Consider the following 24439-nt stretch of genomic DNA (forward strand, 5'->3'; position numbering starts at 1 on the left):
ATTACATACTTAAATTAACATATAATATTATATTATTCAACTAAATTATGTGAAATAGTATTTGATTTTACAGTGCTTTATTAAAATTTTTCGGATTTTAATACTATCATATTTGTAACTTTTCTAGGGTTTCCGAAAGCGACGTTTAATTATTTATTTTAGTAGTAATTTTAACAAAATTCTTCGCACCTTAAATGTCATAAGTGAATAAGTTAATGTCGATAGGCTTATTTTCATCAATCAAGGAGGAAATGGAATGCGGTGGCTTAAAAAAGGTTTACTATTTAGTGTTATTGCTTTGTTACTCCTTTCTTTGACGGCGTGTAATAATAAAACGGAGCTTGAAAAAGTCAAAGTTGGGGAAGTAACGCGCTCGATTTTCTATGCGCCGCAGTATGTAGCACTTGAAAAAGGGTACTTCAAGGATGAAGGGCTTTCCGTTGAACTACAAACAATTGCAGGTGGCGATAAGACAATGACGGCGCTACTTTCTAATGGCATTGATATCGCCTTAGTTGGATCGGAAACTTCTATTTATGTTACGCTCCAAGGCGCCAATGACCCGATTCAAAATTTTGCGCAGTTAACTCAAACAGATGGCACATTTTTAGTGGCACGTAATAAGATGGATAACTTTTCGTGGGAACAGTTAAAAGGCTCTACATTTTTAGGTCAACGTAAAGGTGGGATGCCGCAGATGGCTGGTGAGTTTGTCTTGAAAAAACATGGTATTGCCCCTACCAATGATTTAAAACTTATTCAAAACATTGATTTTGCTAATATTGCTACAGCCTTTGCTTCTGGAACAGGGGACTATGTACAGCTATTTGAACCACAAGCTAGTATCTTTGAGAAAGAAGGTAAAGGTTATATTGTCGCTTCATTTGGTACTGAATCGGGGCAATTACCTTATACATCGTTTATGGCGAAAAGTAGCTATTTAAAAGACAATGCGAAAACAGTTCAAGGCTTTACAAATGCTTTGAAACGAGCACAGGATTTTGTACAAAAAGCAAGTCCTGCTGAAATAGCGAAAATTATTCAGCCATATTTTGAAAATGTAGACGTTGGCTTAATTGAAACCGTGGTTGAGCGTTATAAATCACAAGGTTCCTATGCTACAGATCCTATTTTGGATAAGGGGGAATGGGATAACTTGCAAAAGATTATGGAGGAAGCAGGTGAACTTCCTCAACGGGTAGATTATGAAAAGCTTGTGAATACAACCTATGCTAAAAAGGCAGCTGAGTAATATGGAAATTTTAAAAGTAGAAAATATTCACCATAGCTATTTTTCGAAAACGCAGGCTAAGGATGTTTTACAGGATATAAATTTGGAAATTCGTGAAGGTGAGTTTGTTTCTTTTATAGGACCTAGCGGATGTGGGAAAACGACGTTATTATCAATTATTGCGGGCTTGTTTTCGTCTACAGAAGGTAAGGTTTACATTGATGGTGAGGAAATTTCATCACACAATCAGTCTCTCATTGGTTACATGCTTCAGCAAGATTATTTATTCCCCTGGAAGACTATTGAGGAAAATGTCACGATTGGTTTGAAAATTATGGAGCGAAGTACTAAAACGCATAAAGTAACTGCAAATGCGCTTTTGCGAGAAATTGGTTTACCGCATGTAGGGAATAATTATCCGAGAGAGTTATCAGGTGGCATGCGTCAACGAGTAGCGCTGGCAAGAACTTTAGCGGTGGACCCTAAAATTTTATTGCTAGATGAACCATTTTCGGCACTTGATTATCAGTCTAAATTAAAACTGGAGGATTTGGTTGTTGAAACGTTAAAGGCCTATCAAAAAACTGCAGTTCTTGTAACGCATGATATTGGTGAAGCCATTGCGATGAGTGAACGGGTATTTCTATTCTCGGCAAACCCAGGTACATTGCATAAAGTTTTTGACATACCTGCGGAGTTACAAGAGCTTTCACCTTTTGATGTTCGACAGCATCCAGCATATTCAGATATATTCCAAACTATTTGGAAGGAGCTGGAGAGTCTTGGATAATGCTCTATTTAAACAGTATCTGCAAATGTTAAAAAAAGAAAAGCGCTATGTTCGATTATATCAGCTTATCATCTTACTCGTATTTTTTTGTGGGTGGGAGCTTCTTTCAAGATTTGGATGGATTGACCGTTTAATTTTTAGTTCACCAACGCAGGTATGGCACACATTAGTAGAAAAAATGAGCGATGGTTCGTTAACACTGCACGTTGGTGTTACGTTAATGGAAACAATCATTGGCTTTATTGCTGGTACATTAATAGGCACTTTAATAGCAATTGTATTGTGGTGGTCACCGATGCTATCAAAGGTACTAGATCCGTATTTAGTTATTTTAAACGCCATGCCGAAAGTTGCCTTAGGACCAATTTTAATAGTCGCGCTTGGTCCGGGGTATTTTTCAATTATAGCGATGGGTGCGTTGATTTCAATCATTATTACAACCATCGTAGTTTATACAGCATTTAAAGGGGTAGATCCGAACTATAGCAAAGTATTACAAACTTTTGGGGCAACTAGATGGCAAATATTTAGGGAAGTCATTTTACCGGCTTCATTTCCAACGATTATATCAACTTTGAAAGTAAATGTAGGACTTTCTTGGGTAGGTGTCATTGTAGGTGAATTTTTAGTTGCTTCAAAAGGTCTAGGTTATTTAATTATTTATGGCTTCCAAGTGTTTAATTTTAATCTTGTTCTTATGTCGCTTCTCATCATCGCCTTTTTTGCGACGATTATGTATCAGGTTGTCGAGTTGATTGAGAAGGCGATTGTAAAAAGTAATGGTTAGACGACAAAGGAGGTGTCTCAAATATAATGAGCCACCTCCTTTTGTTGCTGTTAAAATTCTTTATCCATTTGTGGTGAAGTACGATAAAAACGGAAATTTCCTGTTTCAATGCGTGCAACGGTATTTTCTTCAATACGATCATGGCAAGTACCGCACATATACGTATGAATTGGTCGATTGCGTAATTTTTTTGCTAACGGTAAATTATCATCTAAATTGTTAATTGTATCGCAAATAACGCATTTTACGCGCATTGCATTCCCTCCTACTCAGCACGAATTGCTACTATATTTTTGATAGGGTTGTCTACATTTGAACCGTCTCTAAATAGCACATGAACAGGGCCATCTTCTGTTAATGGCTTGCCATCTTGGCTGTATTTTAAAATTAATGTGTAAGCTTCTTCAATTGTAAATGAATATTCTTTCCCATCTTCACATTCAATGACGATTGTTGTTGCTTCAGGTTTAATCTCAGCATTTTTCAAGAAGTGACTTAATTCAATCCCAAAAGTACCTGTTTCCATCCCTTTGCGGTCAAATTTTCGTTCTGATTTCAATGTTGGTGGGAAAGTAGCTCCTTCCATAATCTCACGCGACCAGTGAGCCCCTACTTCACGCATATATTTAATATCCGAATCTTCCTCAACTTCTTTTGTATCGAAGTACGTTTTTAAATCTAATTTACGATCATCGAAAATCCAAACAGTGGGATCTAATGTTAGTTGGAATGTAACTGCGCCCTTGATAGGAATTATTGTTTCCATTATAGAAATCCTCCTCAAATCTTGTATATCCATGAAATAGTATAACGCTAATGACTAGAGATAATAAAGAAATATAATTCGATTTCTCTATTTTCCAATGTAGACACTTGCATTTTTAACGACTAAAAGATAAACTTTATTAAGATAGAATCGAAGAAATATCAGATAATGGGGGCGTCCTCATGGATACTAAATCACAAACTTCTTTTCAGGAGAAGGCTTTGGAGCTTTTAGTTGCTGATGCAGATAAAATTGCTCGCCTCATTCGAGTACAAATGGATCATTTAACAATGCCACAATGCCCTTTATATGAAGAAGTATTAGATACACAAATGTTCGGCCTTTCACGTGAAATTGACTTTGCTGTGAAGCTTGGACTCATTGATCGCGAAAAAGGCAAAGAAATTCTCGATTCACTCGAGAAAGAGCTTTCTGTACTACATGACGCGTATACAGACAAATAAAAAGAAAAAACTCAAACGCAATTTGCGATTTGAGTTTTTTTTCTAGAATGAGGTTTTCCGATGAAACAATACTTAAAACGTTATGCACAAAACTTTGATTACCCATTATTTTTTACTGTCCTATTGTTAAGTTTATTTGGATTAGTAATGATTTATAGCTCAAGTATGATGGTAGCAATTCAAAAAGGTTATGATCCTGATAACTATTATCACAAGCAAGTAATCAATTTAATTGTAGCTTTTCTTGGATTTTTAGTTGCAGCATTTTTCCCGTACAAGCATTATGCTAACAAAAATATTATGTTACTACTTACGATTGTGCTAGCTATATTATTTACTTGGGTAAAAGTAGCAGGTAATGGTGATGTGACAGGGGTAGGATCTAAAAGCTGGATAAAGGTCCCAGGTTTAGGGAACTTTCAGCCTTCTGAATATGCGAAGCTATTTATAATTTTATATTTTTCCGCTGCATTTTATCGAAAAGCACAAAAGTATACTTTTGAAAAGCTACAACCAACAGAAATATTTTATCCAATATTTCTCTGGATTCTTGTTGTTGCAGGGGTGGCATTTGAAACAGATCTAGGGGCTTGTATTATTCTTTGCGGAATAGCTGTCTCTGTTGTAGCGGCAAGTGGCATACCGTTTAAAACATTTTGGAAGTTTTTTGGGGTATTAGGGGCATTCGGTGTAGCTATTATTGGTATTCTTTGGTTGTTTAAGGGAGATCTGTTAACAGGTAATCGTAAAGGACGTATTTTATCCTACTTTAATCCGTTTGATTATGAAACCGATATGGGTCATCAAGTTGTCAATAGTTATTATGCAATTGGCGGAGGCGGTTTAGAAGGAAGAGGTCTCGGTCAGTCGATTCAAAAATTGGGGTATTTGCCTGAACCACAAACCGATTTTATTATGGCGATTATTATGGAGGAACTCGGAATTTGGGGAGTTCTTATCGTATTAGTTGGTTTGGGATATATTGTATATAAAGGGTTTTCGATTGCATTGCGCACGAAAGATCCACTAGCACGTATGATTACGGCTGGTATTGCGAGCTGGATTGGTTGGCAAACGTTTATCAATCTTGGGGGTGTAACTGGGTTAATCCCGTTAACCGGTGTAACGCTACCTTTTATTAGCTATGGCGGGACATCTATAATTATTCTATCTTTAGCAATGGGAATATTAATCAATGTTTCTATGTTTGAAAAGGTAGAAAGGAGAAAGACACAATCATAAAGGGGGATATCAATGGAGTCAATGAAAAAAATTCTCGTAGCCAATCGAGGAGAAATTGCAATTCGTATTTTCCGTGCATGTACGGAGTTGAATATCCAAACAGTAGCCATTTATTCGCGGGAGGATAGTGGTGCATTTCATCGCTTTAAAGCAGATGAGGCTTATTTAGTGGGGGCTGGCAAGAAACCAATTGATGCTTATCTAGATATTGAGGGCATTATTACAATTGCCAAAGATGCTAATGTTGATGCGATTCATCCGGGTTATGGTTTTTTATCGGAAAACGTAGAGTTTGCACGTCGATGCGAAGAAGAGGGGATTATCTTCATTGGACCGACTTCCCAGCATTTAGATATGTTTGGAGATAAGGTGAAGGCGCGTGAACAAGCAATTTCTGCAGGCATTCCTGTTATTCCTGGTACAGATGGTCCAGTAAATAATTTAGCAGAAGTAGAGGCTTTTGCTAGCGCAAACGACTATCCAATTATGATTAAGGCAGCATTAGGCGGCGGTGGTCGTGGAATGCGTCTTGTTCATACAGAAGAGGAGTTAGCTTCCTCCTATGAACGTGCAAAATCAGAGGCGAAGGCAGCATTTGGCTCTGATGAGGTATATGTAGAAAAGGCTATTATTAAGCCAAAGCATATTGAAGTCCAAATTATAGGCGACCAACATGGTAATATCATTCATTTATATGAACGTGATTGCTCGATTCAACGTCGTCATCAAAAGGTTGTTGAAATCGCACCATCGAATTCAATTTCGGAAGATTTAAGAAGCCGAATTTGCGATGCGGCGGTTCAATTAATGAAAAATGTCTCATACATAAATGCGGGGACAGTAGAGTTTTTAGTTGCAGGCGAGGATTTTTACTTCATCGAAGTTAACCCTCGTATTCAAGTAGAGCATACGATTACTGAAATGATTACTGGTGTTGATATTGTGCACGCCCAAATTAAAGTAGCAGCAGGATACGGACTGCATAGTGAGGAAATCCACATTCCACAACAGACAGATGTTCCGATGATTGGTTATGCGATTCAAGCGCGTGTCACAACGGAAGACCCGGCTAATGACTTTATGCCAGATACGGGGAAGCTTATGGTATACCGTTCAAGCGGTGGCTTCGGCGTTCGATTAGATGCCGGAAATGGCTTCCAAGGGGCTATAGTAACACCGTACTATGATTCATTGCTAGTGAAAATTTCAACGACAGGAATGACGTTTAAAGAAGCCGCAGCAAAAATGGATCGAAATTTAAAAGAGTTCCGTATTCGTGGGGTGAAAACGAATATCCCATTCTTAAATAATGTCGTGACGCACGAGAAATTTTTAACCGGAGAATTTGATACAAGCTTTATCGATACAACACCTGAGCTATTCATTTTCCCTGAGCGCAAAGACCGTGGGACAAAGCTCTTAAGCTATATTGGGAATGTGACATTAAATGGCTTCCCTGGCGTAGAGCAGAAGGCGAAACCAATTTTTGTACAGCCGAGCATCCCAAAAGTCGATAAACTACTCGTTCCTCCGGCGGGAACAAAGCAAATTTTAGATGCCCAAGGAGCAGACGGGCTAGTGAAATGGATTCTAGAGCAAGAGGATGTGCTATTAACGGATACAACTTTCCGAGATGCGCACCAATCACTTCTTGCGACACGTGTACGTTCACAAGATATGTTCGGAATTGCAGATGCAACAGCGCGTATGATGCATGATTTCTTCTCACTCGAAATGTGGGGAGGCGCGACGTTTGATGTGGCTTACCGTTTCTTAAAAGAAGATCCATGGGAGCGTCTTGCCAAGCTGCGCGAACAAGTACCGAATGTATTATTCCAAATGTTATTACGTGGTGCGAATGCAGTTGGTTACACAAACTATCCAGACAATTTAATTCGTGAATTTATCGCTGAATCAGCGGCATCAGGCATTGATGTTTTCCGTATTTTCGATAGCTTGAACTGGATTAAAGGAATGGAAGTAGCCATTGATGCTGCACGTCAATCAGGTAAAATTGCTGAAGCTGCGATCTGTTACACAGGAGATATTTTTGATGAAACAAGAGCAAAATATTCAGTTCAATACTACAAGGAAATGGCAAAGGAATTAGAGGCAGCAGGTGCCCATATTTTAGCGATAAAAGATATGGCTGGCTTATTGAAACCAGAGGCGGCCTATCGTTTAATTTCCGAGTTAAAAGAGACGACAAGCCTACCAATCCATTTGCATACGCATGATACGAGTGGCAATGGTATTTATTTATATGCCAAGGCGATTGAGGCAGGAGTGGATATCATTGATACGGCGCTCGGTTCGATGGCAGGTTTAACGTCCCAGCCAAGCGCCAATTCCTTGTACTATGCTATGAAGGGTAATAAGCGTAAAGTTCGTGCCGATATCGATGCGCTTGAAAAGTTATCGTACTATTGGGAAGATGTGCGTAAATATTATAAGGATTTTGAAAGCGGCATGATTAGCCCGCATTCTGAAATTTATGTCCACGAGATGCCAGGTGGTCAATACAGTAACTTGCAGCAACAGGCCAAAGCAGTTGGCCTAGGTGACAGATGGGAAGAAGTGAAGCACATGTATTCCCGTGTAAACCTTCTATTTGGCGATATTGTCAAAGTAACCCCATCTTCGAAAGTAGTCGGTGACATGGCGTTATTTATGGTACAAAATGATTTAGATGAAAATTCTGTACTGACAAGAGGGCAAACTATCGACTTCCCAGATTCTGTAATTGAGTTCTTCCAGGGTTATTTAGGACAACCTCATGGTGGCTTCCCAGAGGCACTGCAAAAGGTTGTGTTAAAGGATCGTGAAGCAATTACAGTACGTCCTGGTGAGCTATTGGAGCCTGTGAATTTTGAGCAACTAGAGGCGGTGCTTGAGGAAAAATTAAATCGTGCCGTGACGAAACAGGATGTGCTAGCGTTTGCTTTGTATCCAAAAGTGTTTGAAGAGTATGCAAAAACAGTGAACTCATTCGGCAATATTTCGGTATTAGATACGCCAACATTCCTCTATGGGTTAAAACTGGGTGAAGAAATTGAAGTCGAGATCGAAAAAGGAAAAACACTAATAATTAAACTTGTTTCCATTGGTGAACCACAGCACGATGGTACGCGTGTTATTTACTTTGAGCTAAACGGTCAATCCCGTGAACTAGTGATCCAAGATATGACTGTCGAAGTAGATGGTAGCTTGGCATTAAAAGCTGATCCAAGTAATCCAAACCAAATTGGCGCAACGATGCCAGGTACGGTCTTAAAGGTAGTCGTATCGAAAGGTAGCCATGTAAAACGTGGGGATCACTTATTAATTACTGAAGCAATGAAAATGGAAACGACCGTCCAAGCACCAAAAGATGGCATCGTGAAAGAAGTGTACGCAAGTGCGGGCGACGCCATTTCAACGGGTGATTTGTTAATTGAAATTGAATAATTGATAAAAAAGAAGGTTATTAGATGGCTTTTATAGCATACTAATAACCTTTTTTATTGTGCTATTTTATCAAAATGTAGGGTAGATTTCCTGGGGGGCGTGCAATGATGTTGGTCACAAAGGCGTTATCGCAGGTTATCTGAACGCTTATCGCCCAACTTTTGAATTTTATCGACTAACTTTCGCGTTTTATCGCCTAAATTTCACGTTTTATTACCCAACTTTTAATTTTTATCGACATCCATCTACCAATAAATATTACTATTTCTTTAATAATAAACTTGTCGATTTTTTGACATATTATTAGATAGAAGCGTTTGACAATAAAAAAGATTCGCCGTTGAAAAATATGGCGAATCTTTTTCTACTATTATTTGTTTTTTTCATTATAATTGCTACGTGCAACTAGCATTACCATATAGCAAAGTAGACCAAACAACATTGAAATAAATAATGAATGAAGTAATGCGACTGTTAAATTCAATTTTGTTAGAACTACTAGCATACCAGCAATTACTTGTAAAATTACTATAGTAAAGGCAATAATCCAGCCATAGTAAATTACACGTTGATGTTTATATTCTTTTACAGCGTGCCACGTTATGTATGCAATCCAAATGAAAAAGATAAGAACGGCTAGACGATGCCCCATTTGCACCCATTCGTACATATTATTAAAAGCTGCGAATGGTGTATCGTTATAGCAAAATGGCCAGTCAGGACATATTAAGCTAGCATCTGTATGGCGAACAAGCGCCCCTGTATAAACGACTAAATAAGAATAAATTGTGACAGCAATCGTATGCCAACGTAGTTTTTTTCCAATAAAAACGTTATCGGCATCAAATTTGCGATCGACTTCAAATACAATCATAGAAAGGAGGAGAACAGCAGCAAAGGAAATAAGAGAAATCCCAAAGTGGAGCGCTAATATGAAATCACCTTGTCCCCACAACACTTGAGCTGCTCCGATAAGAGCTTGTGCGATTAAGAAAAACATTGCTAAGAAACCTAATAATTTTACTTCGCGAATATGGCCGAGTTTACGCCATGTCCAAACTGTTAACGCAAGAATAGAAATAGATACGACCCCAGTTATAAGACGATGTGAAAATTCAATTAAGATTGCCGGTGTAATTTCTTTTGGAATAAGAGAACCATTGCAATCAGGCCAGTTTCGACCACAGCCTAAACCACTATCTGTTTTAGTAACAAGTGCCCCGCCTAGTAAAACAAGGAGCATTCCAACTGTAGCGGCAACAGCAAACCATTTCATATACCTGTTTTGTTGCATAAAATGAGTCACCTACTTTATCTATGGACATTACATGAAAGTAATGTTTCTGCTACTAGATAATATCGAAAATACAATTAAAATACAACTTGTAAAGAGTAGGGAGTATTAGATGTCGATTCCATTTCACAAATTGTTCATAATTTCGTACTCTAACCTTCACAATTCATTTTAGAAAATGTTTTACTATAGATATGTTGTTTTTAATATATTTCTAGACAAAGCTAATTTTTACAACTTCATCTAAATTTCACTTAATGTCTAGAAATCAATCGCAAATTTCGCTATAGTAATTGGTAGCGGAATATGCTTACAAAAATGAAAGGAGAAGGTATCAATGTCAAACGGTCGTGCTCTGACGGCTACTAGAAATAGTGGACCAGCATCAACATCTGTTGTAAAAGATTTCTTAGCACTAATAAAAATTGGAATCGTTAACTCGAATCTTGTCACAACGTTTACAGGGATGTGGCTGGCATTTCAATTTACTAGTAGACACTTCTTGCAAGAGCTTGATGTCATATTATTCACCATGCTAGGTGCGGCATTAATTATAGGTGGATCAGGCGCAATGAATAACTTTATTGATCAGGATATTGATCCAATCATGAAAAGAACAAAGGGTAGACCGACAGTAACGGGTAGATTTAAGCCGAATTTTGTATTGACTATTGCCCTCTCATTTTTAATTGTAGGTGAAATTTTGTTATTTGCGGCATCGTTTGCGGCCGGCATGTGGGGACTAGTAGGGATATTTGCTTATGTCGTTCTGTACTCAATGTGGTCAAAGAGGAAGCATGTTAGTAACACGGTTGTAGGAAGTATTTCAGGGGCGATCCCACCAGTTATTGGGTTTGCAGCGGTTGAACCTGCATTAGGTCCTGGAGCACTTGCCCTATTCCTTATCATGTTTGTATGGCAACCACCGCATTTTTATGCACTTGCTATGAAACGTACTGAGGAATATCGTGCAGCTAATATACCAATGCTACCTGTAGTAAAAGGATTTAAACGTACAAAGTACTCAATGTTTTTCTGGATTCTTTTATTATTACCATTACCATTCCTTTTACCAGAGCTTGGTGTTGGCTTCTTAATTCTTGCCACTGCATTGAATTTAGGCTGGTTGATTCTAGCTTTTAAAGGCTTTACCACAAAAGATGATATGAAATGGGCAAATAAAATGTTTATCTATTCTTTGAATCATATGACCATACTATTTGTAGCCATCATAATTTTTGCGTTGTTTAGCTAAATTTAGGAATTCTTTCTTTTCCTAAAGAATTCATATAGACAGAACTTATTTCCTAGGTACACATGAAAAATACAACAAAGAAAGAGGGGTTTAATTAAGCTATGATGAAAGGGCTTAAAAAATGGCGTCTTTTTTCACTACTAGCAGTGATGATGGTTTTCCTTTCTGGTTGTGGTGAAGATTATATTTCTGCACTGAAACCATCTGGTCAAGTAGGTAAAGAACAATTCAATCTATTAATGCTAGCTACTGGAATTATGACGTTAGTTGTAGTAGTAGTATCCGTTATCTATTTACTTGCATTCTTAAAATTCCGCCGTTCAAAAGTTGGCGAAAACGTTATTCCTAAGCAAGTAGAAGGAAGTCACACTCTTGAAATAATTTGGACAGTTATTCCAATTATTTTATTATTAATCTTAGCTGTACCAGTCGTTACGGCTACTTACAAATTTGCAGATGTTGCTGCGATGGACGAAGTAGATGAAAACGGTGACAAAACAGCACTTACTGTAAATGTAACTGCAAATTTATATTGGTGGGAGTTTGAATACCCTAACCAAGGTATTGTAACTGCACAAGAATTAGTTGTACCAACAGGTCAAAAAGTTTACTTTAACTTAAAAGCTGCCGATGTTAAGCACTCATTCTGGATTCCTGCTATAGGCGGTAAAATGGATACGAACGTTGATAACTTAAACAAGTTCTATCTAGAATTCGATAAAGAATCAAAAGACCTTAAAGACGGCGTATTCTATGGTAAATGTGCTGAGTTATGTGGTCCTTCACACGCTCTAATGGACTTCAAAGTTAAAGCATTAAGCCCAGATGCATTCGACGCATGGGTAGCTTCAATGAAAGCAACAGATAAAAAAATGCCAGACAAAACTTCAGCTGATCTAGGCGAGGCAACATTTGCTAATAGCTGTATGGGTTGTCATGCTGTATCTGGTACAAGCGGTCCAGGTTCAAAAGGTCCTAACTTAACTACATTTGGTGACCGTAACCGTGTCGCTGGTTTCTTAGATCATGATGAAGAAAACTTAAAAGCTTGGATTAAGAATCCTGAGCAATTCAAGCCAGGTAACTTAATGATGAACCCAGAAGGTACTGCGCCGATTTATGGCGATTTATCTGACGAAGAAATTCAAGCTCTAGCAACTTATATCATGGGCTTATCTGTTGAGAAATGATTTTAACTTTAATGTAACAAACTTTGAGGGAGGTAAAAGTTGTGAGCTCATACACACAGAAAAAGGGCTTTGGAGCAACTGTCTGGGAATACATTACAACTGTTGACCATAAAAAGTTAGCAGTAATGTATTTATTAGCCGGTACATTGTTCTTCGCTATCGCTGGTTTTGAAGCGTTATTAATGCGTATTCAATTAATGCAACCAAATAACGATTTCGTCTCAGCTGGTTTTTTCAATCAATTATTAACAATGCACGGAACAACAATGTTATTCCTAGCTGCGACTCCATTACTATTTGCATTTATGAACATGCTTGTACCATTACAAATTGGTGCACGTGACGTAGCATTCCCGTTCCTTAACTCGTTAGGGTTCTGGTTATTCTTCCTAGGTGCAGTATTCCTTCACCTGTCATTCTTTATGGGTGGCGCGCCTGATGCGGGCTGGACGTCTTACGCATCATTATCTTTATATTCTCCTGGACATGGTATTGATTTCTATGTTCTTGGTTTACAAATTTCAGGGGCGGGTACATTAATATCAGGTCTTAACTTTATCGTTACGATTATTACAATGCGTGCTCCAGGTATGACATTCATGCGTATGCCATTATTCACTTGGACAGCGCTAGTATCAAGTGCATTAATTTTATTCGCATTCCCTCCATTAACAATTGGTTTATTAATGATGTTATTTGACCGTATGTTCGGTGGTAACTTCTTTGACCATTTGATGGGTGGTAACACAATTATTTGGGAACACTTATTCTGGATCTTCGGACACCCAGAGGTTTATATCTTAGTATTACCAGCGTTTGGTTTATTCTCTGAGATTATCCCAGCGTTCTCTCGTAAACGTTTATTTGGATACTCTTCAATGGTATTCGCAACAATTTTAATCGGTTTCTTAGGGTTCATGGTTTGGGCTCACCACATGTTTACAGTTGGTCTTGGGCCAACAGCAAACGCAATCTTTGCTGTTGCAACAATGGCAATTGCCGTTCCAACAGGTATGAAAGTATTTAACTGGATCTTAACTATTTGGGGAGGATCTATTAAAGTTACAACACCAATGCTTTATGCACTAGGTTTCATCCCGTCATTCGTTGCGGGTGGTGTTACAGGGGTAATGCAAGCATCTGCACCTCTTGACTACCAATTACACGATTCTTACTTTATCGTTGCTCACTTCCACTACGTAATCGTTGGTGGTATCGTAACAGCGTTATTTGGTTCAGCGCACTTCTACTGGCCAATTTTCTTCAACCGTATGTTAAACGAAACACTTGGTAAAATTACTTTCTGGGTATTCTTTATTGGATTCCATTTAACGTTCTTCGTTCAACACTTCTTAGGTTTAATGGGTATGCCACGTCGCGTATTCACTTACAGAGAAGGTCAAGGTTGGGATCAGTTTAACTATATCTCTACAATCGGTGCATTAATGATGGGTGTAGGGGTTATCTTAATGGTAATCAACTGCTTAATGTCAATCAAAGGCAAACCAGCAGGTCGCGATCCATGGGGCGATGGACGTACATTAGAATGGTCAATTCCACAACCAATCCCATTCTATAACTTCCGTCAAACACCACTTGTTCGTGGTTTAGATCCATGGTGGATTGAAAAGCAAGAAGGTAATAAAGAAATTACATTTGCTGAGCCAGTCGGTGATATTCATATGCCAAACAACTCAGCCATCCCATTTGTTATTTCTATGGGCTTGTTTATCGCAGCATTCGGTGCTCTTTATAATCAAGATGCAGATAAACCATGGTCAATTTATGTTTTAATTGCAGGTCTTGCAATTACATTCGGTGCTATGATTTTCCGTTCTGTTAAGGACGATCACGGTTTCCACTTACACAAAGAAGAAATTCTTGAAATTGAAGAACATCTTTACGGCAAAGGAGGAAATAAATAATGGATTTCAATACTAAATTTACTCCTCATACTTGGCCAGATCATCCTGAACAAGCGACGATGGAAGGGAAAAATAAAGTTGTTGGTTTCTGGATTTTCCTTGCCTGTGAAGTTGTACTTTTCGCGAGTTTATTCGCTACTTACCTAGCGCTTAAGAACAAAGGGCCTGCTGGCATGGAGTTCACAACACAAGATTTATTTGAATTACCTTTAGCTTTCGCTATGACGATGTTATTATTAACATCTTCACTAACGTCTGTTTATGCCATTTACCATATGCGTAACTTTAACTTTAAAGCTATGCAAACTTGGTTTGGTATTACATTACTTTTAGGTCTTGGATTCTTAGGTCTTGAAATCTATGAATTCAATCATTATGTAGGTCTTGGTTTTACATTTGACCAATCTGCATTCTCAACTGCGTTTTATTCTTTAGTTGGTACACATGGTTTCCACGTAACATTAGGTCTTGTGTGGTTTGCTACGTTAATGCTACGTAATGCTAAGCGCGGTCTTAACTTATACAATGCACCTAAATTTTTCGTGGCTGCTTTATACTGGCACTTTATCGACGTAGTTTGGGTATTCATCTTTACAGTAGTATACTTGATGGGAGTGATCGGATAATATGTCTACACACGATACACCTATAGTTGCTAAGACACAGGCACAATACGAGTATGACCGTCATCATAATGCCGTTCATATGCGTAAACAAGTACTCAACTTTGCGATTATGATTTTCTTTACGTTCATTGCATTCGCAGTAGTTGCTGCTGATTTTTCTAAATACTTAGTATTACCCCTTATTTTATTGCTTGCTGGTGTTCAAGTTGTTCTTCAACTTTACGCTTTCATGCACTTAGAAGACAAAAAAACACACTTCGGTGGTGTAATTGGTTTCTTCATGTGGATGGGTATACTAATCGCATTTACATTCTTCTTAGCATTTTTAACAATTATTTGGTGGTAATCACCAAAAAAAAGCACGTTCTCTACTTAATGTAGGGGCGTGCTTTTCTTTTTAAAGTATGACTTGGGCAAAACGAGGAGTTGATTTCCGTTCCGACTGGGCGACGACATTGTACAATTACGTCACTGTTATAAGTCTATTCTGTTCAATTATGATGCGTTGTCATAGTGTCCAATTTTGAAATGCATTAAAATTTATAAAAATTTTACGCTATTGCTGATTGGAGTGGAAGGCTACTCGACTCCCGTGGGAAAGCGAGACAGACGAGACCCTGAGGCCAACACGATGTTGGTCACGAAGGCATTGTCACAGGATGTGACGCACTTAGCCTTCGTTCCTTTAGCGGAGGAAGCGGCTCGTCGCCCGCCCACAGGAAGCTTTGCTCTGCGCGAAAGCGAAGCGTCAGCGACAAAGCGAGTAGCCTGGAACGGAAATCACTCTCACGCTATGATGATGAGCTAGCAAGAAATAATATATTTCATGTTGGGTTTATATACTTCGAATATTTTTCCTATAAATATGATAATCCTGTAAGAAAGGTAAACTATAGATAGATAGTAATTTGTTCACCTTTCGTTCATTGCAGAATAAGTGTAAGCGTTCTATAATAGGGGTACTGAAGGTAAAGGAGTGCGTTCTGTATGCCACTTAGTATATTTGGTTTCCAAGCTTTATGGAGCCCATACTTAATAGGGGTTCTTGTTTTCATAACAGTCATCTATTTTCTAGTCACAACAAAGTGGCGCAAAGATTTTAAAGTAAGTGAGCCTTTGAAAAAGGAAGAGGCTATTTATTTTGTACTGGCAATGGTAACGATTTATATTATTAAAGGATCTCCAATAGATTTAATGGCACATATTATGTTTACGATGCATATGGTGCAAATGGCTATTTTATTATTACTTGTACCGATTTTCTTAATTAAGGGAATTCCTTGGTGGGTATGGAAAGTTGCGATTGAAGCACCGGTTGTTAAATCTTTATTTAAAGTATTTACACTCCCTGTCGTTGCGGTATTTGTGTTTATTGGTTTATTTTCTTTCTATCATTTACCTGCAGTATTAGACTACATTAAATTAAACGAAACTTTACATGGTACATATACATTTGTATTATTTGTTTCTGCTACTTTAATGTACTGGCCTTTGATTCAAAAGATGCCTAATAGTTCGCCTATGAAACCCTTGTATAAATTAGCCTATATTATTGCTAATGCGGTATTAATTACACCTGCGTGTGCGTTAATTATTTTTGCACCAAACGCAATGTATGAAACATATACAAATGGTGATGCATGGCTAAAGGCAATGGAACTTTGTGTACCTGTTTCTACATTGTCTAGTTTATCTTTATCAGGACCAGAGCTCTTTACAAATATGACCCCTGTTGCCGATCAACAACTAGGCGGCGTTTTAATGAAGATTTTACAAGAGCTTATTTTTGGTGTATTACTTGGATCAATATTTATTAAGTGGTATCGTTCAGAACAAAAGGATCCTGATAAAATTACTGCTGATGCATTAAAAGAACATCAAAAGAAATGGGAAAATCAACAACAACAACATCAGTTGTAAAAAGAAACTTTAATTTGTATAAGGGGTTTTGTAAATGGAATTGCAAATTTTGCCTACTATAAGTACGTCATTCATCGTTATTAGTGCTGTACTTGTAGCTATTGGTTGGGGCTTAATTATAAAAAGAAAAGTTGAGGCACATAAAAAAGTAATGCTTGCTGCAGGAGTTGCAGCACTTATCTTCTTTATTATTTACGCTTCACGAACAGTCTTTATTGGTAACACAGCGTTTGGTGGTGGAGAAGATTTAAAGCCATATTATACTTTCTTCTTAATTTTCCACATTACTCTCGCAACAACTGGAGCAGTATTTGGAATTGTTAGTATTATTTCTGGTTTGAAAACTAATCTCAAGCTTCACCGTCGTATTGGACCGATTACAAGTATTATTTGGTTCTTCGTAGCTATTACCGGAGTTTTAGTATACTTTTTACTATACATTATGTTTGAACCAGGTGAAACAACATCTGTCATTAAAGCTATATTAGGCTTTTAACCTTTTTAGCGGGTGTACCTGCTACTAAACATTTGCTGCTGACGCTTCGCATTTACGGAAAACAACATTTATTGGCCTGAAGCCTCCGGATGCAGCACAAAGGCGATTCTGCCGAGCATAATAAAATCTCCCTCCTTATTTTTGAGAAGGTGGGAGATTTTTTATGGATGTTTGATTAAATAGGGAAACGATAACAACAACGAGTAAAGGACCAATTAAAATACCGGAAAATCCAAACATTTTAAAACCGATAAACATGGCAATAAAGGTTGTTAGTGAGGATAGTCCAACTTTATTTCCAATAACTCTAGGCTCAATCATTCGTCGAACTAAAAATTGTGCGATTGTAAGTATGACTAACATAACAGCATAAACGTATTCACCTGTAAAGGCTTTGTATATTGCCCAAGGAAGAAGCAAAATAAATGAATCTAAAAAAGGCACGAAATCTAAAATGACTAGTAAAAGTGCTAAAATAAATGGGAATGGTGTTTTAAGAAAATAAAAGGTTCCAAAAGCTATAGCAAAAATGCAAATACCAATTAAAAATTGAGCTTTTACAAAACCAAATAAAGCAAGTTTTACGCGCTGTCCAATAAATAGTATTTTTTGATGATAGTGAAACGAAATAGGTGCAAACATTTTACGATTAATATTCGGTAATTCTAAAAGAAACATATATAGTACAATCCAATAAACAAAAATATCGAATAAACGAGATGTTATATACGTAAGGGAAGATGACCAAACATTTACATTTGTTAAAGAAAGAGCATATTTCTCGATTGAAGAGAGCGCTCGTGCTATCATAAGTTGAATTTGAATAACAAGGTCTAAGGGCAAGTGATAAGTATAATTGGAAAGCTTGGATTGTGTTTGAATCCATAGTGCTGATAGCTGGTTGAGGTACTCTGGAATATGAATGATAAATGTCGAAAATTGTTTCCAACTTATAAATATAATGAGAATACATAAAAGTAATGTCACGCTTGAGAAGAACAAGAAAAAAATAGATGCGACTATTTTGCGTTTTTTTCGGAACCGTTTACTAATTCGTATGATGACAGGTTCCAATAATAATGCAGTTACGTAGGCAAGCAATATGGGTAATGATAGAGATATAAACCAGAGAATTGCAATTCCGATAGCTATAACAATGATCGGATGGCGAAAAAAGGGGTGTTTTAAAAATTGTAACATTTGTCTCACCTACATCATGTAAAAGATATAGTTAGTATGAGAAGAAATAAAATTTTTACTCAAAATAAAAAAGACTGGACCACCAGTCTTTTCAGATTTAGCTATTGCACTGCATGTTATCGCCGATTTATTGTAAACCCTAATAAAAAAATAAAATAATTTCGTTGTTTAATCGACATCAATGCAAAATGACATAACTATCTAAAATTAAGCATGAATTTCAAAAGCTTCTAGGTCTAATTTAACCTTTTTTAAGATTTCTTCACATTTTTTTACAAGATGAGCTGGATAAACTTCATCATCACCATACTCAACGCCGTGTGGATAGTAGTACTTACCAAGTACTGGTTTCATTAATGTTAGAATGGCATCGTGTGCTCCAACATCACCAGATTTAGCATATGAGAATACACGTAGATAATAACGACCTTCGCGAGTATCGAAACGCTTATCAAATGTCATACGTTCGTAATCCCAGCCGCCATCACATTCTAAACCGTTTTTTTTCATGACGCTTACAATAAGTTCTTGATCAGCTGTTAAATTTTCAAGGTTAGTATTTTCGAAATACATCTTTTATCCTCCTTTAGGTTCTCGTACAAAGTATACGCTCATTTTTATAATAGAGCATATTCGACATTGTTGCAATGACAACATTGTGTCAACCCAATTACAATTGATATAATAAATAGACTAATGTGATAAGAAGGAGTCATGTATGAAAGCTTTATTTCGCATTTTTATGGTATGTGCTGCAATTACATTAATTGGCTTTATGTTTTTTAATACACCGCGTGAAAACGAACCACTAAAAGGCCCGAATGCCAATTCAAATGTTATTCCCAAAACCGAATTAAAGCAGCCTGAAATGGGAGCAACGACACGTCCAAAAAGCGGGATGTCGACATTAATCGGTCAAGAAGCTAAAGTAGTTTTGGAGAAATATGGTGAACCAGTACGAAAGGAACCATCCTCCTTTGGATATGATTGGTGGATCTATAACTCCAGTCCTTCTACTTTTTTTATGGTAGGCGTTGACAATCACATTGTGACACAAGTTTACATTGCTGGTGAAGATTTGGATGCTTCTCCTTTTAAGGTTGGTCAGAAGCGCGATGAGATATACCGAATGACAATTATTGATTATGAAGTAACTGCGAATGTCGGTGAAAATATTTTCGTTTTCTCGATGAGTGAAGAAGATATGCAGACACGATTGCTTGTAAAATTTGAAGGGCTTTTTGCACAACTTTATATAGATAGAGAAACGGGTAAGCTACAAGGAATACGTTTCACTAATAGTAAAACCCTTGTTCTTCATCAACCATATGAAATGACTTATCAAGGTGAGCTAGTAATACCAACACCACCATCTTCCTTTTTACAGCAGGAAATTAATGTAGCAAATGCTGCGCAGCTTGACGATTTAATAAATGTAACTAGAGTTCAACATGATTTAACACCATTAAATATTAATGGTTCAATAGAAGAAGTTGCAAAAATGCATAGTGAAGATATGAAGGTGCACAATTTCCTCGCTCATGAATCACCAACAAATGGAGATTTAAAAAAGAGATTAGAATCACAGGGAATCGAATATAATGAGGCGAATGAAAACCTTGCGACTGATTATTTTGATGCGATTGAAGCAATGCATGGCTGGCTTAATTCATCTGAGCATCGAAATGTCATTTTAAATGATAAATATACGACAGTGGGATCTGGAGTATTTTTAAACTATTATACGCAAATATTATTAGAATCATCTTCACAGGGGCTGGATAGTGAGAAAGACTCTGAGGAACCAGTAGAAAATATTGATGAATCATCACCATAAATAAAAATTTAAGACTGAAGATAAACTTGGCGAAATCAAGTTTATCTTCAGTCTTTTTTCAAATGTATTAAGTATTGAAAGCAAAATGTCACCTACAGAAGTCCCCTTCTTCTATAGGTGAGATAAGCACAATGATCGCCTACATTTTTCGTCACAACGTTACATACGCCGTCATATGATAGAGAACCGAAAGGGGGAATGAAGCTTGCAATTAGCAGAGCTATTAAAAGACTGGCCGTGTAGCGTAACTGGGGGATCTATTCGCACAATTATAACAGGAGTCGAGGATTATGCTCAGGCGGTAAAACCTGGGGATATTTTTATTGTACGTAAAGGTAAGAAGACATCGGGAAGTCGTTTTGTAAAAGAAGCATTAGCCCGGGGTGCTGCCGCAATAGTTTCAGAGGAAAGTATTTCAATGCCTATTACCGATCAAAATATTCCTTTTGTTTGGGTTCCAAATACATCCTTATTTTTATCGTATGCGAGTGCAAAGCTTTCAGCCTTTCCCGCAGAAGCATTAACAGTCATTGCAATTACAGGTACAAATGGTAAAACAACAGTGAGTCATTTCGTGAGCCAATTATTAAGAGCCCTACATAAAAACGTTGCAGTTATTGGAACTGTAGGATTTTTCATCAATGAACAGAAACAACAAACCGTGTATGAGCAATTAACTACATTGCAGGCGAAAGAGTTGCATCCGATTTTAAAACAATGTGTACGAAATGGTGTTACACATGTTGTTTTAGAAGCTTCATCAATGGGATTACAGCAAAATAGACTTGATCATTGTGATATCGATTGTGGTGTTTTTTTAAATTTATCGGAGGATCATTTAGAAGATCACGGAGGACTCGAGGCATATAAGCGTGCGAAAAAAAGGCTGGCAGATTTATCGAAAAAGCTAGTGCTAAATGGAGATGATAATTTTTGCCGTTCCGTCGGTATTTATGATAAGAAAAAATCTTGCTCATTTGGCTTTGATAATCATAATGATTTACATATCCAAATTGTCAGTGAATCATTTGGAAGAACGGTACTTTGTTTACAAACATCATCGACTGAGCATATTGTGGAAATCCCTTTTGTTGGTAAATATCATGTGCAAAATGCCGTAGCCGCGTTGATGACTTTATGGCGCCTAGGTTTCTCAATTGAAGAGATAGCCGAGCATATGTGGTTGTTAAGGCTACCAGAAGGAAGACTTGAGAAAATAGACAATCCATTTGGAATTGATGTGTATGTAGATTATGCACATACTGCAGAAGCATTACAGGCTGTTCTGCAAACTTTTGATCGCTCGAAAACCCTTTACCTTGTATTTAGCTGTGGGGGGAATCGAGATAAGGCGAAACGTTTTGCGATGGGAGCAGTAGCTAGTAAGTATGCGGATGTCATTTTTTTAACAACTGATAATCCGCGTGATGAAGACCCAATTTTAATTAATGAAAGTATTATTGCTGGTTTTACTGAGCAGCAATATTATGAAATCTATCTAGATCGGAAAGTTGCTATTCATCAAGCATTAGCAAAGGCAGAAAAAGGCGATATTGTACTTGTTGCCGGAAAAGGGCATGAACAGACCCAACAAATAAAAAATCAAAAATTCCCTTTTTCCGATCAACAATGTATTCGAGATTACTTTTTAAATCTTATGTCTAAGGACGGCGTTGAATGACAAAGAAAGAACCAGTCGCAATTGCAAGTTTTCGTCCTGCCTCATCCTCGATATCACATTCCATCACAAGTGTCTGACGCCCTTTATGTACGAAACGTCCACGCGCAATAAGTTCTTTGTTGGTTGTTGTTGCAATATAAGAGATATTCATATTTGTTGTAACAACATTAAAGCCTTCTGGTACTGAACGTGAAGCAAGTCCTCCCATTGCTGCATCTGCAATTGTTGCAATAATCCCGCCGTGTGGTACTTTAATGGTATTATGGATAACAGGTGTAATGGGCATGCGAACTTCGCTAATTTCAGGCTCAAATTTGCCAACCATGTGTAAGGCAGCATTAATATAGCGTCGATGAATACCTTGTTGTTTATCGTGAAGGCCAGACAATAAATGTAGTAAAACATCCTCATCTTCAGCTGTACTATGCTGTAAAATCTCTGCAAGTAATTGTTCTATTTCCTTTTTAGACGATGGTGCCAATTTAAAAACTCCTTCATTTAAAATTATCAATAATGTAAAATTACCATAAAATCTGTTATGATGGAAAAGAGATTGGGGGAATTAACAATGATGATGACCTCTGACTGGGCAATCATTTTGGATGAGGCCGATGCGCTTTGTGAGATGATTCTTTCCTCTGAACCTGCGAAAATGCTGCAGCAAGCATATGATGCTGTGTATAGCGATGTCCAAATAGTCGAAGCTATTTATGCATTTAATCGCATGAAAGAGCAGTATGAAGATGTACAACGTTTCGGAAAATATCATCCGGACTATCATACAATTATGAAATCGATTCGTCAGCAAAAGCGCGCACTCGATTTAAATGAAAAGGTTTCAGCTTTAAAAATTGCTGAGAACGATTTTCAAGATTTACTTGATGAAATAAGCTTACTTATAGGGAAAAATGTTTCAGAAGCGGTAAAAGTTCCTGTAAGTAATCCGTTCTTTGCATCAGGTTCTTCATGTGGTGGAGGATGTGGCTCAGGCGGTTCTTGCTCTTGCTCTGCATAAACAAGGTAATACTTTTTCTTAGACTGTATGCAAACTCGGGTGAGTTTCTATACAGTCTTTTTTTATACTATAGTCATTAACATCAGGGTGTAATTACTGCAGAAAAATTATATAGTAAGTGCATAGGTGTTATAGCAATTAAAGGAGGATTAACAGATGAAGACTTTTCGAATTGCCGTTATACCAGGAGATGGGATTGGTAAAGAGGTAGTACCGGCGGCGATAGAAGTTCTTGATAAAGCCGCTCAATTAGATGGTAGCTTTCAATTTGAATGGACTACATTCCCATGGGGCTGTGATTATTATTTAGAAACAGGTAAAATGATGCCTGAAAATGGTATTGAAATTTTGAAAGGTTACGATCAAATCTTTTTAGGTGCTGTAGGCATGCCAGATTTAGTACCAGACCATATTTCATTATGGGGCCTACTTATTAAAATCCGCCGTGAGATGAAGCAAGCTATTAATGTGCGTCCAGCAAAATTGCTTCAAGGTTTACCTTCACCTTTACGTAACCCAAATGGCTTCGATTTTGTTGTTGTACGTGAAAACTCAGAGGGAGAATATGCTGAGAGTGGTGGCAGAATACATAGTGGACAGGATGAGGTTGCTATCCAAAATGCTATTTTTACAAGGAAGGGAACAGAGCGCGCCATGCGATATGCATTTGAAATGGCGAAAACTCGAAGCCAGCATGTTACAAGTGCCACAAAATCTAATGGAATTACATACAGTATGCCTTTTTGGGATGAAATATTTGCGCAAGTAGGTAAAGATTACGAAAATATAGGACAAGTATCTAATCATATTGATGCTTTAGCTGCCTTTTTAGTAATGAAGCCAGAAAACTTTGATGTCATTGTTGCATCCAATTTATTTGGGGATATTTTAACAGACTTAGGTGGTGCGATTATGGGAAGTATCGGAATTGCTCCAGCTGCAAATTTAAATATAGAAAGACAATATCCATCCATGTTTGAACCAGTCCATGGCTCTGCTCCAGACATTGCAGGACAAGGTATAGCAAATCCACTTGGACAAATTTGGACAGGTAAAATGATGCTTGATTTCTTAGGCTATCATGAAATCGGTACAAAAGTGTTAAATGCGATGGAGGCAACACTAGCAGAAGGTATTAAAACAGGCGATTTGGGCGGAACAGCGACATTACGTGATGTAACAGATGCGGTATTACATCATCTACACTAAAGCAAAACTTTAAACAGTGGGGTTTCTTCAGCCCCGCTGTTTAAAAATTAATTGGAATAATATA

The 24439-nt window shown here is 37.5% G+C and carries 23 protein-coding genes; 17 read left to right on the plus strand and 6 right to left on the minus strand.

What is annotated here, in order from left to right; genetic code table 11:
* Positions 1-256: 256 nt before the first annotated feature.
* From PVA17_RS07725 to PVA17_RS07735, 3 genes are read left to right on the plus strand one after another with little or no spacing between them, the layout of a single operon-like run.
* The gene (locus PVA17_RS07725) at positions 257-1252 is read left to right on the plus strand and encodes an ABC transporter substrate-binding protein (RefSeq protein ID WP_274067360.1); all 996 of its coding nucleotides are present in this window, start codon (positions 257-259) and stop codon (positions 1250-1252) included.
* Between the two features lies 1 nt (position 1253).
* Entirely contained in the window at positions 1254-2021 is a 768-nt protein-coding gene (locus PVA17_RS07730; protein ID WP_274067361.1) for an ABC transporter ATP-binding protein, read from the plus strand.
* Positions 2014-2808, plus strand: coding sequence for an ABC transporter permease (locus PVA17_RS07735; protein WP_274067362.1), 795 nt, complete (start codon positions 2014-2016; stop codon positions 2806-2808). Before PVA17_RS07730 ends, PVA17_RS07735 begins: the two co-directional genes overlap by 8 nt.
* A gap of 50 nt (positions 2809-2858) precedes the next feature.
* Here PVA17_RS07735 and PVA17_RS07740 read toward each other — a convergent pair whose 3' ends face one another.
* Positions 2859-3062, minus strand: coding sequence for a YlaI family protein (locus tag PVA17_RS07740; RefSeq protein ID WP_053483434.1), 204 nt, complete (start codon positions 3060-3062; stop codon positions 2859-2861).
* Positions 3063-3073: 11 nt separating this feature from the next.
* Entirely contained in the window at positions 3074-3574 is a 501-nt protein-coding gene (locus PVA17_RS07745; protein ID WP_132357640.1) for a molybdopterin-binding protein, read from the minus strand.
* Between the two features lie 182 nt (positions 3575-3756).
* Between PVA17_RS07745 and PVA17_RS07750 the strand changes: the two genes are divergently transcribed.
* Genes PVA17_RS07750 through pyc form a run of 3 tightly spaced genes read left to right on the plus strand, consistent with a single transcriptional unit; the run spans position 3757 to position 8727 of the window.
* The gene (locus PVA17_RS07750; RefSeq protein ID WP_053483432.1) at positions 3757-4038 is read left to right on the plus strand and encodes an Fpa/YlaN family protein; all 282 of its coding nucleotides are present in this window, start codon (positions 3757-3759) and stop codon (positions 4036-4038) included.
* A gap of 60 nt (positions 4039-4098) precedes the next feature.
* Positions 4099-5280, plus strand: coding sequence for an FtsW/RodA/SpoVE family cell cycle protein (locus PVA17_RS07755; protein WP_274067363.1), 1182 nt, complete (start codon positions 4099-4101; stop codon positions 5278-5280).
* A 12-nt stretch (positions 5281-5292) separates the two neighbouring features.
* Entirely contained in the window at positions 5293-8727 is a 3435-nt protein-coding gene (gene pyc / locus PVA17_RS07760; protein ID WP_274067364.1) for a pyruvate carboxylase, read from the plus strand.
* A gap of 370 nt (positions 8728-9097) precedes the next feature.
* Here pyc and PVA17_RS07765 read toward each other — a convergent pair whose 3' ends face one another.
* The gene (locus PVA17_RS07765; RefSeq protein ID WP_132357634.1) at positions 9098-10021 is read right to left on the minus strand and encodes a COX15/CtaA family protein; all 924 of its coding nucleotides are present in this window, start codon (positions 10019-10021) and stop codon (positions 9098-9100) included.
* 337 nt (positions 10022-10358) lie between these two features.
* Between PVA17_RS07765 and cyoE the strand changes: the two genes are divergently transcribed.
* From cyoE to PVA17_RS07800, 7 genes are all read left to right on the plus strand, one after another.
* Entirely contained in the window at positions 10359-11276 is a 918-nt protein-coding gene (gene cyoE / locus PVA17_RS07770; RefSeq protein ID WP_132357632.1) for a heme o synthase, read from the plus strand.
* A gap of 101 nt (positions 11277-11377) precedes the next feature.
* Complete coding sequence (gene coxB / locus PVA17_RS07775; RefSeq protein WP_132357630.1) at positions 11378-12466, plus strand: cytochrome c oxidase subunit II; 1089 nt, start codon at positions 11378-11380, stop codon at positions 12464-12466.
* 41 nt (positions 12467-12507) lie between these two features.
* Complete coding sequence (ctaD, locus tag PVA17_RS07780; protein ID WP_132357627.1) at positions 12508-14391, plus strand: cytochrome c oxidase subunit I; 1884 nt, start codon at positions 12508-12510, stop codon at positions 14389-14391.
* Positions 14391-15017 carry a cytochrome c oxidase subunit 3 gene (locus PVA17_RS07785; RefSeq protein ID WP_132357625.1) on the plus strand — a complete coding sequence of 209 codons (627 nt, stop codon included), beginning with the start codon at positions 14391-14393 and terminating at the stop codon, positions 15015-15017. Before ctaD ends, PVA17_RS07785 begins: the two co-directional genes overlap by 1 nt.
* A 1-nt stretch (position 15018) precedes the next feature.
* Positions 15019-15363, plus strand: a complete 345-nt coding sequence (locus PVA17_RS07790; RefSeq protein ID WP_132357623.1) for a cytochrome C oxidase subunit IV family protein — start codon at positions 15019-15021, stop codon at positions 15361-15363.
* 641 nt (positions 15364-16004) lie between these two features.
* Positions 16005-16937: a cytochrome c oxidase assembly factor CtaG gene (ctaG, locus tag PVA17_RS07795; protein WP_132357621.1), complete on the plus strand. Its 933-nt coding sequence runs from the start codon at positions 16005-16007 to the stop codon at positions 16935-16937.
* Between the two features lie 34 nt (positions 16938-16971).
* Positions 16972-17433 carry a DUF420 domain-containing protein gene (locus PVA17_RS07800; RefSeq protein ID WP_132357619.1) on the plus strand — a complete coding sequence of 154 codons (462 nt, stop codon included), beginning with the start codon at positions 16972-16974 and terminating at the stop codon, positions 17431-17433.
* A 135-nt stretch (positions 17434-17568) separates the two neighbouring features.
* Here PVA17_RS07800 and ytvI read toward each other — a convergent pair whose 3' ends face one another.
* Both ytvI and PVA17_RS07810 read right to left on the minus strand, forming a co-directional pair.
* Entirely contained in the window at positions 17569-18633 is a 1065-nt protein-coding gene (gene ytvI / locus PVA17_RS07805; protein ID WP_132357617.1) for a sporulation integral membrane protein YtvI, read from the minus strand.
* A gap of 207 nt (positions 18634-18840) precedes the next feature.
* Positions 18841-19206 carry a YugN family protein gene (locus PVA17_RS07810; RefSeq protein WP_132357615.1) on the minus strand — a complete coding sequence of 122 codons (366 nt, stop codon included), beginning with the start codon at positions 19204-19206 and terminating at the stop codon, positions 18841-18843.
* A 145-nt stretch (positions 19207-19351) separates the two neighbouring features.
* Between PVA17_RS07810 and PVA17_RS07815 the strand changes: the two genes are divergently transcribed.
* Both PVA17_RS07815 and PVA17_RS07820 read left to right on the plus strand, forming a co-directional pair.
* Positions 19352-20470 carry a CAP domain-containing protein gene (locus PVA17_RS07815; RefSeq protein ID WP_132357613.1) on the plus strand — a complete coding sequence of 373 codons (1119 nt, stop codon included), beginning with the start codon at positions 19352-19354 and terminating at the stop codon, positions 20468-20470.
* A 205-nt stretch (positions 20471-20675) separates the two neighbouring features.
* Positions 20676-22151 carry a UDP-N-acetylmuramoyl-L-alanyl-D-glutamate--2,6-diaminopimelate ligase gene (locus PVA17_RS07820; RefSeq protein ID WP_132357611.1) on the plus strand — a complete coding sequence of 492 codons (1476 nt, stop codon included), beginning with the start codon at positions 20676-20678 and terminating at the stop codon, positions 22149-22151.
* Here PVA17_RS07820 and PVA17_RS07825 read toward each other — a convergent pair.
* Positions 22132-22632 carry a PaaI family thioesterase gene (locus tag PVA17_RS07825; RefSeq protein WP_274067365.1) on the minus strand — a complete coding sequence of 167 codons (501 nt, stop codon included), beginning with the start codon at positions 22630-22632 and terminating at the stop codon, positions 22132-22134. The genes PVA17_RS07820 and PVA17_RS07825 overlap by 20 nt on opposite strands.
* Before the next feature lie 87 nt (positions 22633-22719).
* Here PVA17_RS07825 and PVA17_RS07830 point away from each other — a divergent pair, with 87 nt between their 5' ends.
* Entirely contained in the window at positions 22720-23166 is a 447-nt protein-coding gene (locus tag PVA17_RS07830; protein WP_132357606.1) for a YlbF/YmcA family competence regulator, read from the plus strand.
* 156 nt (positions 23167-23322) lie between these two features.
* The gene (locus PVA17_RS07835; protein ID WP_132357604.1) at positions 23323-24375 is read left to right on the plus strand and encodes a tartrate dehydrogenase; all 1053 of its coding nucleotides are present in this window, start codon (positions 23323-23325) and stop codon (positions 24373-24375) included.
* The last annotated feature ends 64 nt before the right edge of the window (positions 24376-24439 follow it).

The sequence above is a fragment of the Lysinibacillus sp. CNPSo 3705 genome, assembly GCF_028674935.1.
In the GTDB taxonomy this organism is placed as follows: domain Bacteria; phylum Bacillota; class Bacilli; order Bacillales_A; family Planococcaceae; genus Lysinibacillus.

Excerpts from the sequence above, each read along its gene's own strand:
- PVA17_RS07810 (WP_132357615.1), bottom strand. The coding sequence starts at position 19,206 with ATGTATTTCGAAAATACTAACCTTGAAAATTTAACAGCTGATCAAGAA.
- PVA17_RS07835 (WP_132357604.1), top strand. The coding sequence starts at position 23,323 with ATGAAGACTTTTCGAATTGCCGTTATACCAGGAGATGGGATTGGTAAA.
- PVA17_RS07725 (WP_274067360.1), top strand. The coding sequence starts at position 257 with ATGCGGTGGCTTAAAAAAGGTTTACTATTTAGTGTTATTGCTTTGTTA.
- PVA17_RS07740 (WP_053483434.1), bottom strand. The coding sequence starts at position 3,062 with ATGCGCGTAAAATGCGTTATTTGCGATACAATTAACAATTTAGATGAT.
- cyoE (WP_132357632.1), top strand. The coding sequence starts at position 10,359 with ATGTCAAACGGTCGTGCTCTGACGGCTACTAGAAATAGTGGACCAGCA.
- PVA17_RS07765 (WP_132357634.1), bottom strand. The coding sequence starts at position 10,021 with ATGCAACAAAACAGGTATATGAAATGGTTTGCTGTTGCCGCTACAGTT.
- PVA17_RS07790 (WP_132357623.1), top strand. The coding sequence starts at position 15,019 with ATGTCTACACACGATACACCTATAGTTGCTAAGACACAGGCACAATAC.
- PVA17_RS07785 (WP_132357625.1), top strand. The coding sequence starts at position 14,391 with ATGGATTTCAATACTAAATTTACTCCTCATACTTGGCCAGATCATCCT.
- ytvI (WP_132357617.1), bottom strand. The coding sequence starts at position 18,633 with ATGTTACAATTTTTAAAACACCCCTTTTTTCGCCATCCGATCATTGTT.
- PVA17_RS07745 (WP_132357640.1), bottom strand. The coding sequence starts at position 3,574 with ATGGAAACAATAATTCCTATCAAGGGCGCAGTTACATTCCAACTAACA.
- PVA17_RS07800 (WP_132357619.1), top strand. The coding sequence starts at position 16,972 with ATGGAATTGCAAATTTTGCCTACTATAAGTACGTCATTCATCGTTATT.
- PVA17_RS07755 (WP_274067363.1), top strand. The coding sequence starts at position 4,099 with ATGAAACAATACTTAAAACGTTATGCACAAAACTTTGATTACCCATTA.
- ctaG (WP_132357621.1), top strand. The coding sequence starts at position 16,005 with ATGCCACTTAGTATATTTGGTTTCCAAGCTTTATGGAGCCCATACTTA.
- PVA17_RS07815 (WP_132357613.1), top strand. The coding sequence starts at position 19,352 with ATGAAAGCTTTATTTCGCATTTTTATGGTATGTGCTGCAATTACATTA.
- coxB (WP_132357630.1), top strand. The coding sequence starts at position 11,378 with ATGATGAAAGGGCTTAAAAAATGGCGTCTTTTTTCACTACTAGCAGTG.
- PVA17_RS07730 (WP_274067361.1), top strand. The coding sequence starts at position 1,254 with ATGGAAATTTTAAAAGTAGAAAATATTCACCATAGCTATTTTTCGAAA.
- PVA17_RS07830 (WP_132357606.1), top strand. The coding sequence starts at position 22,720 with ATGATGATGACCTCTGACTGGGCAATCATTTTGGATGAGGCCGATGCG.
- pyc (WP_274067364.1), top strand. The coding sequence starts at position 5,293 with ATGGAGTCAATGAAAAAAATTCTCGTAGCCAATCGAGGAGAAATTGCA.
- PVA17_RS07750 (WP_053483432.1), top strand. The coding sequence starts at position 3,757 with ATGGATACTAAATCACAAACTTCTTTTCAGGAGAAGGCTTTGGAGCTT.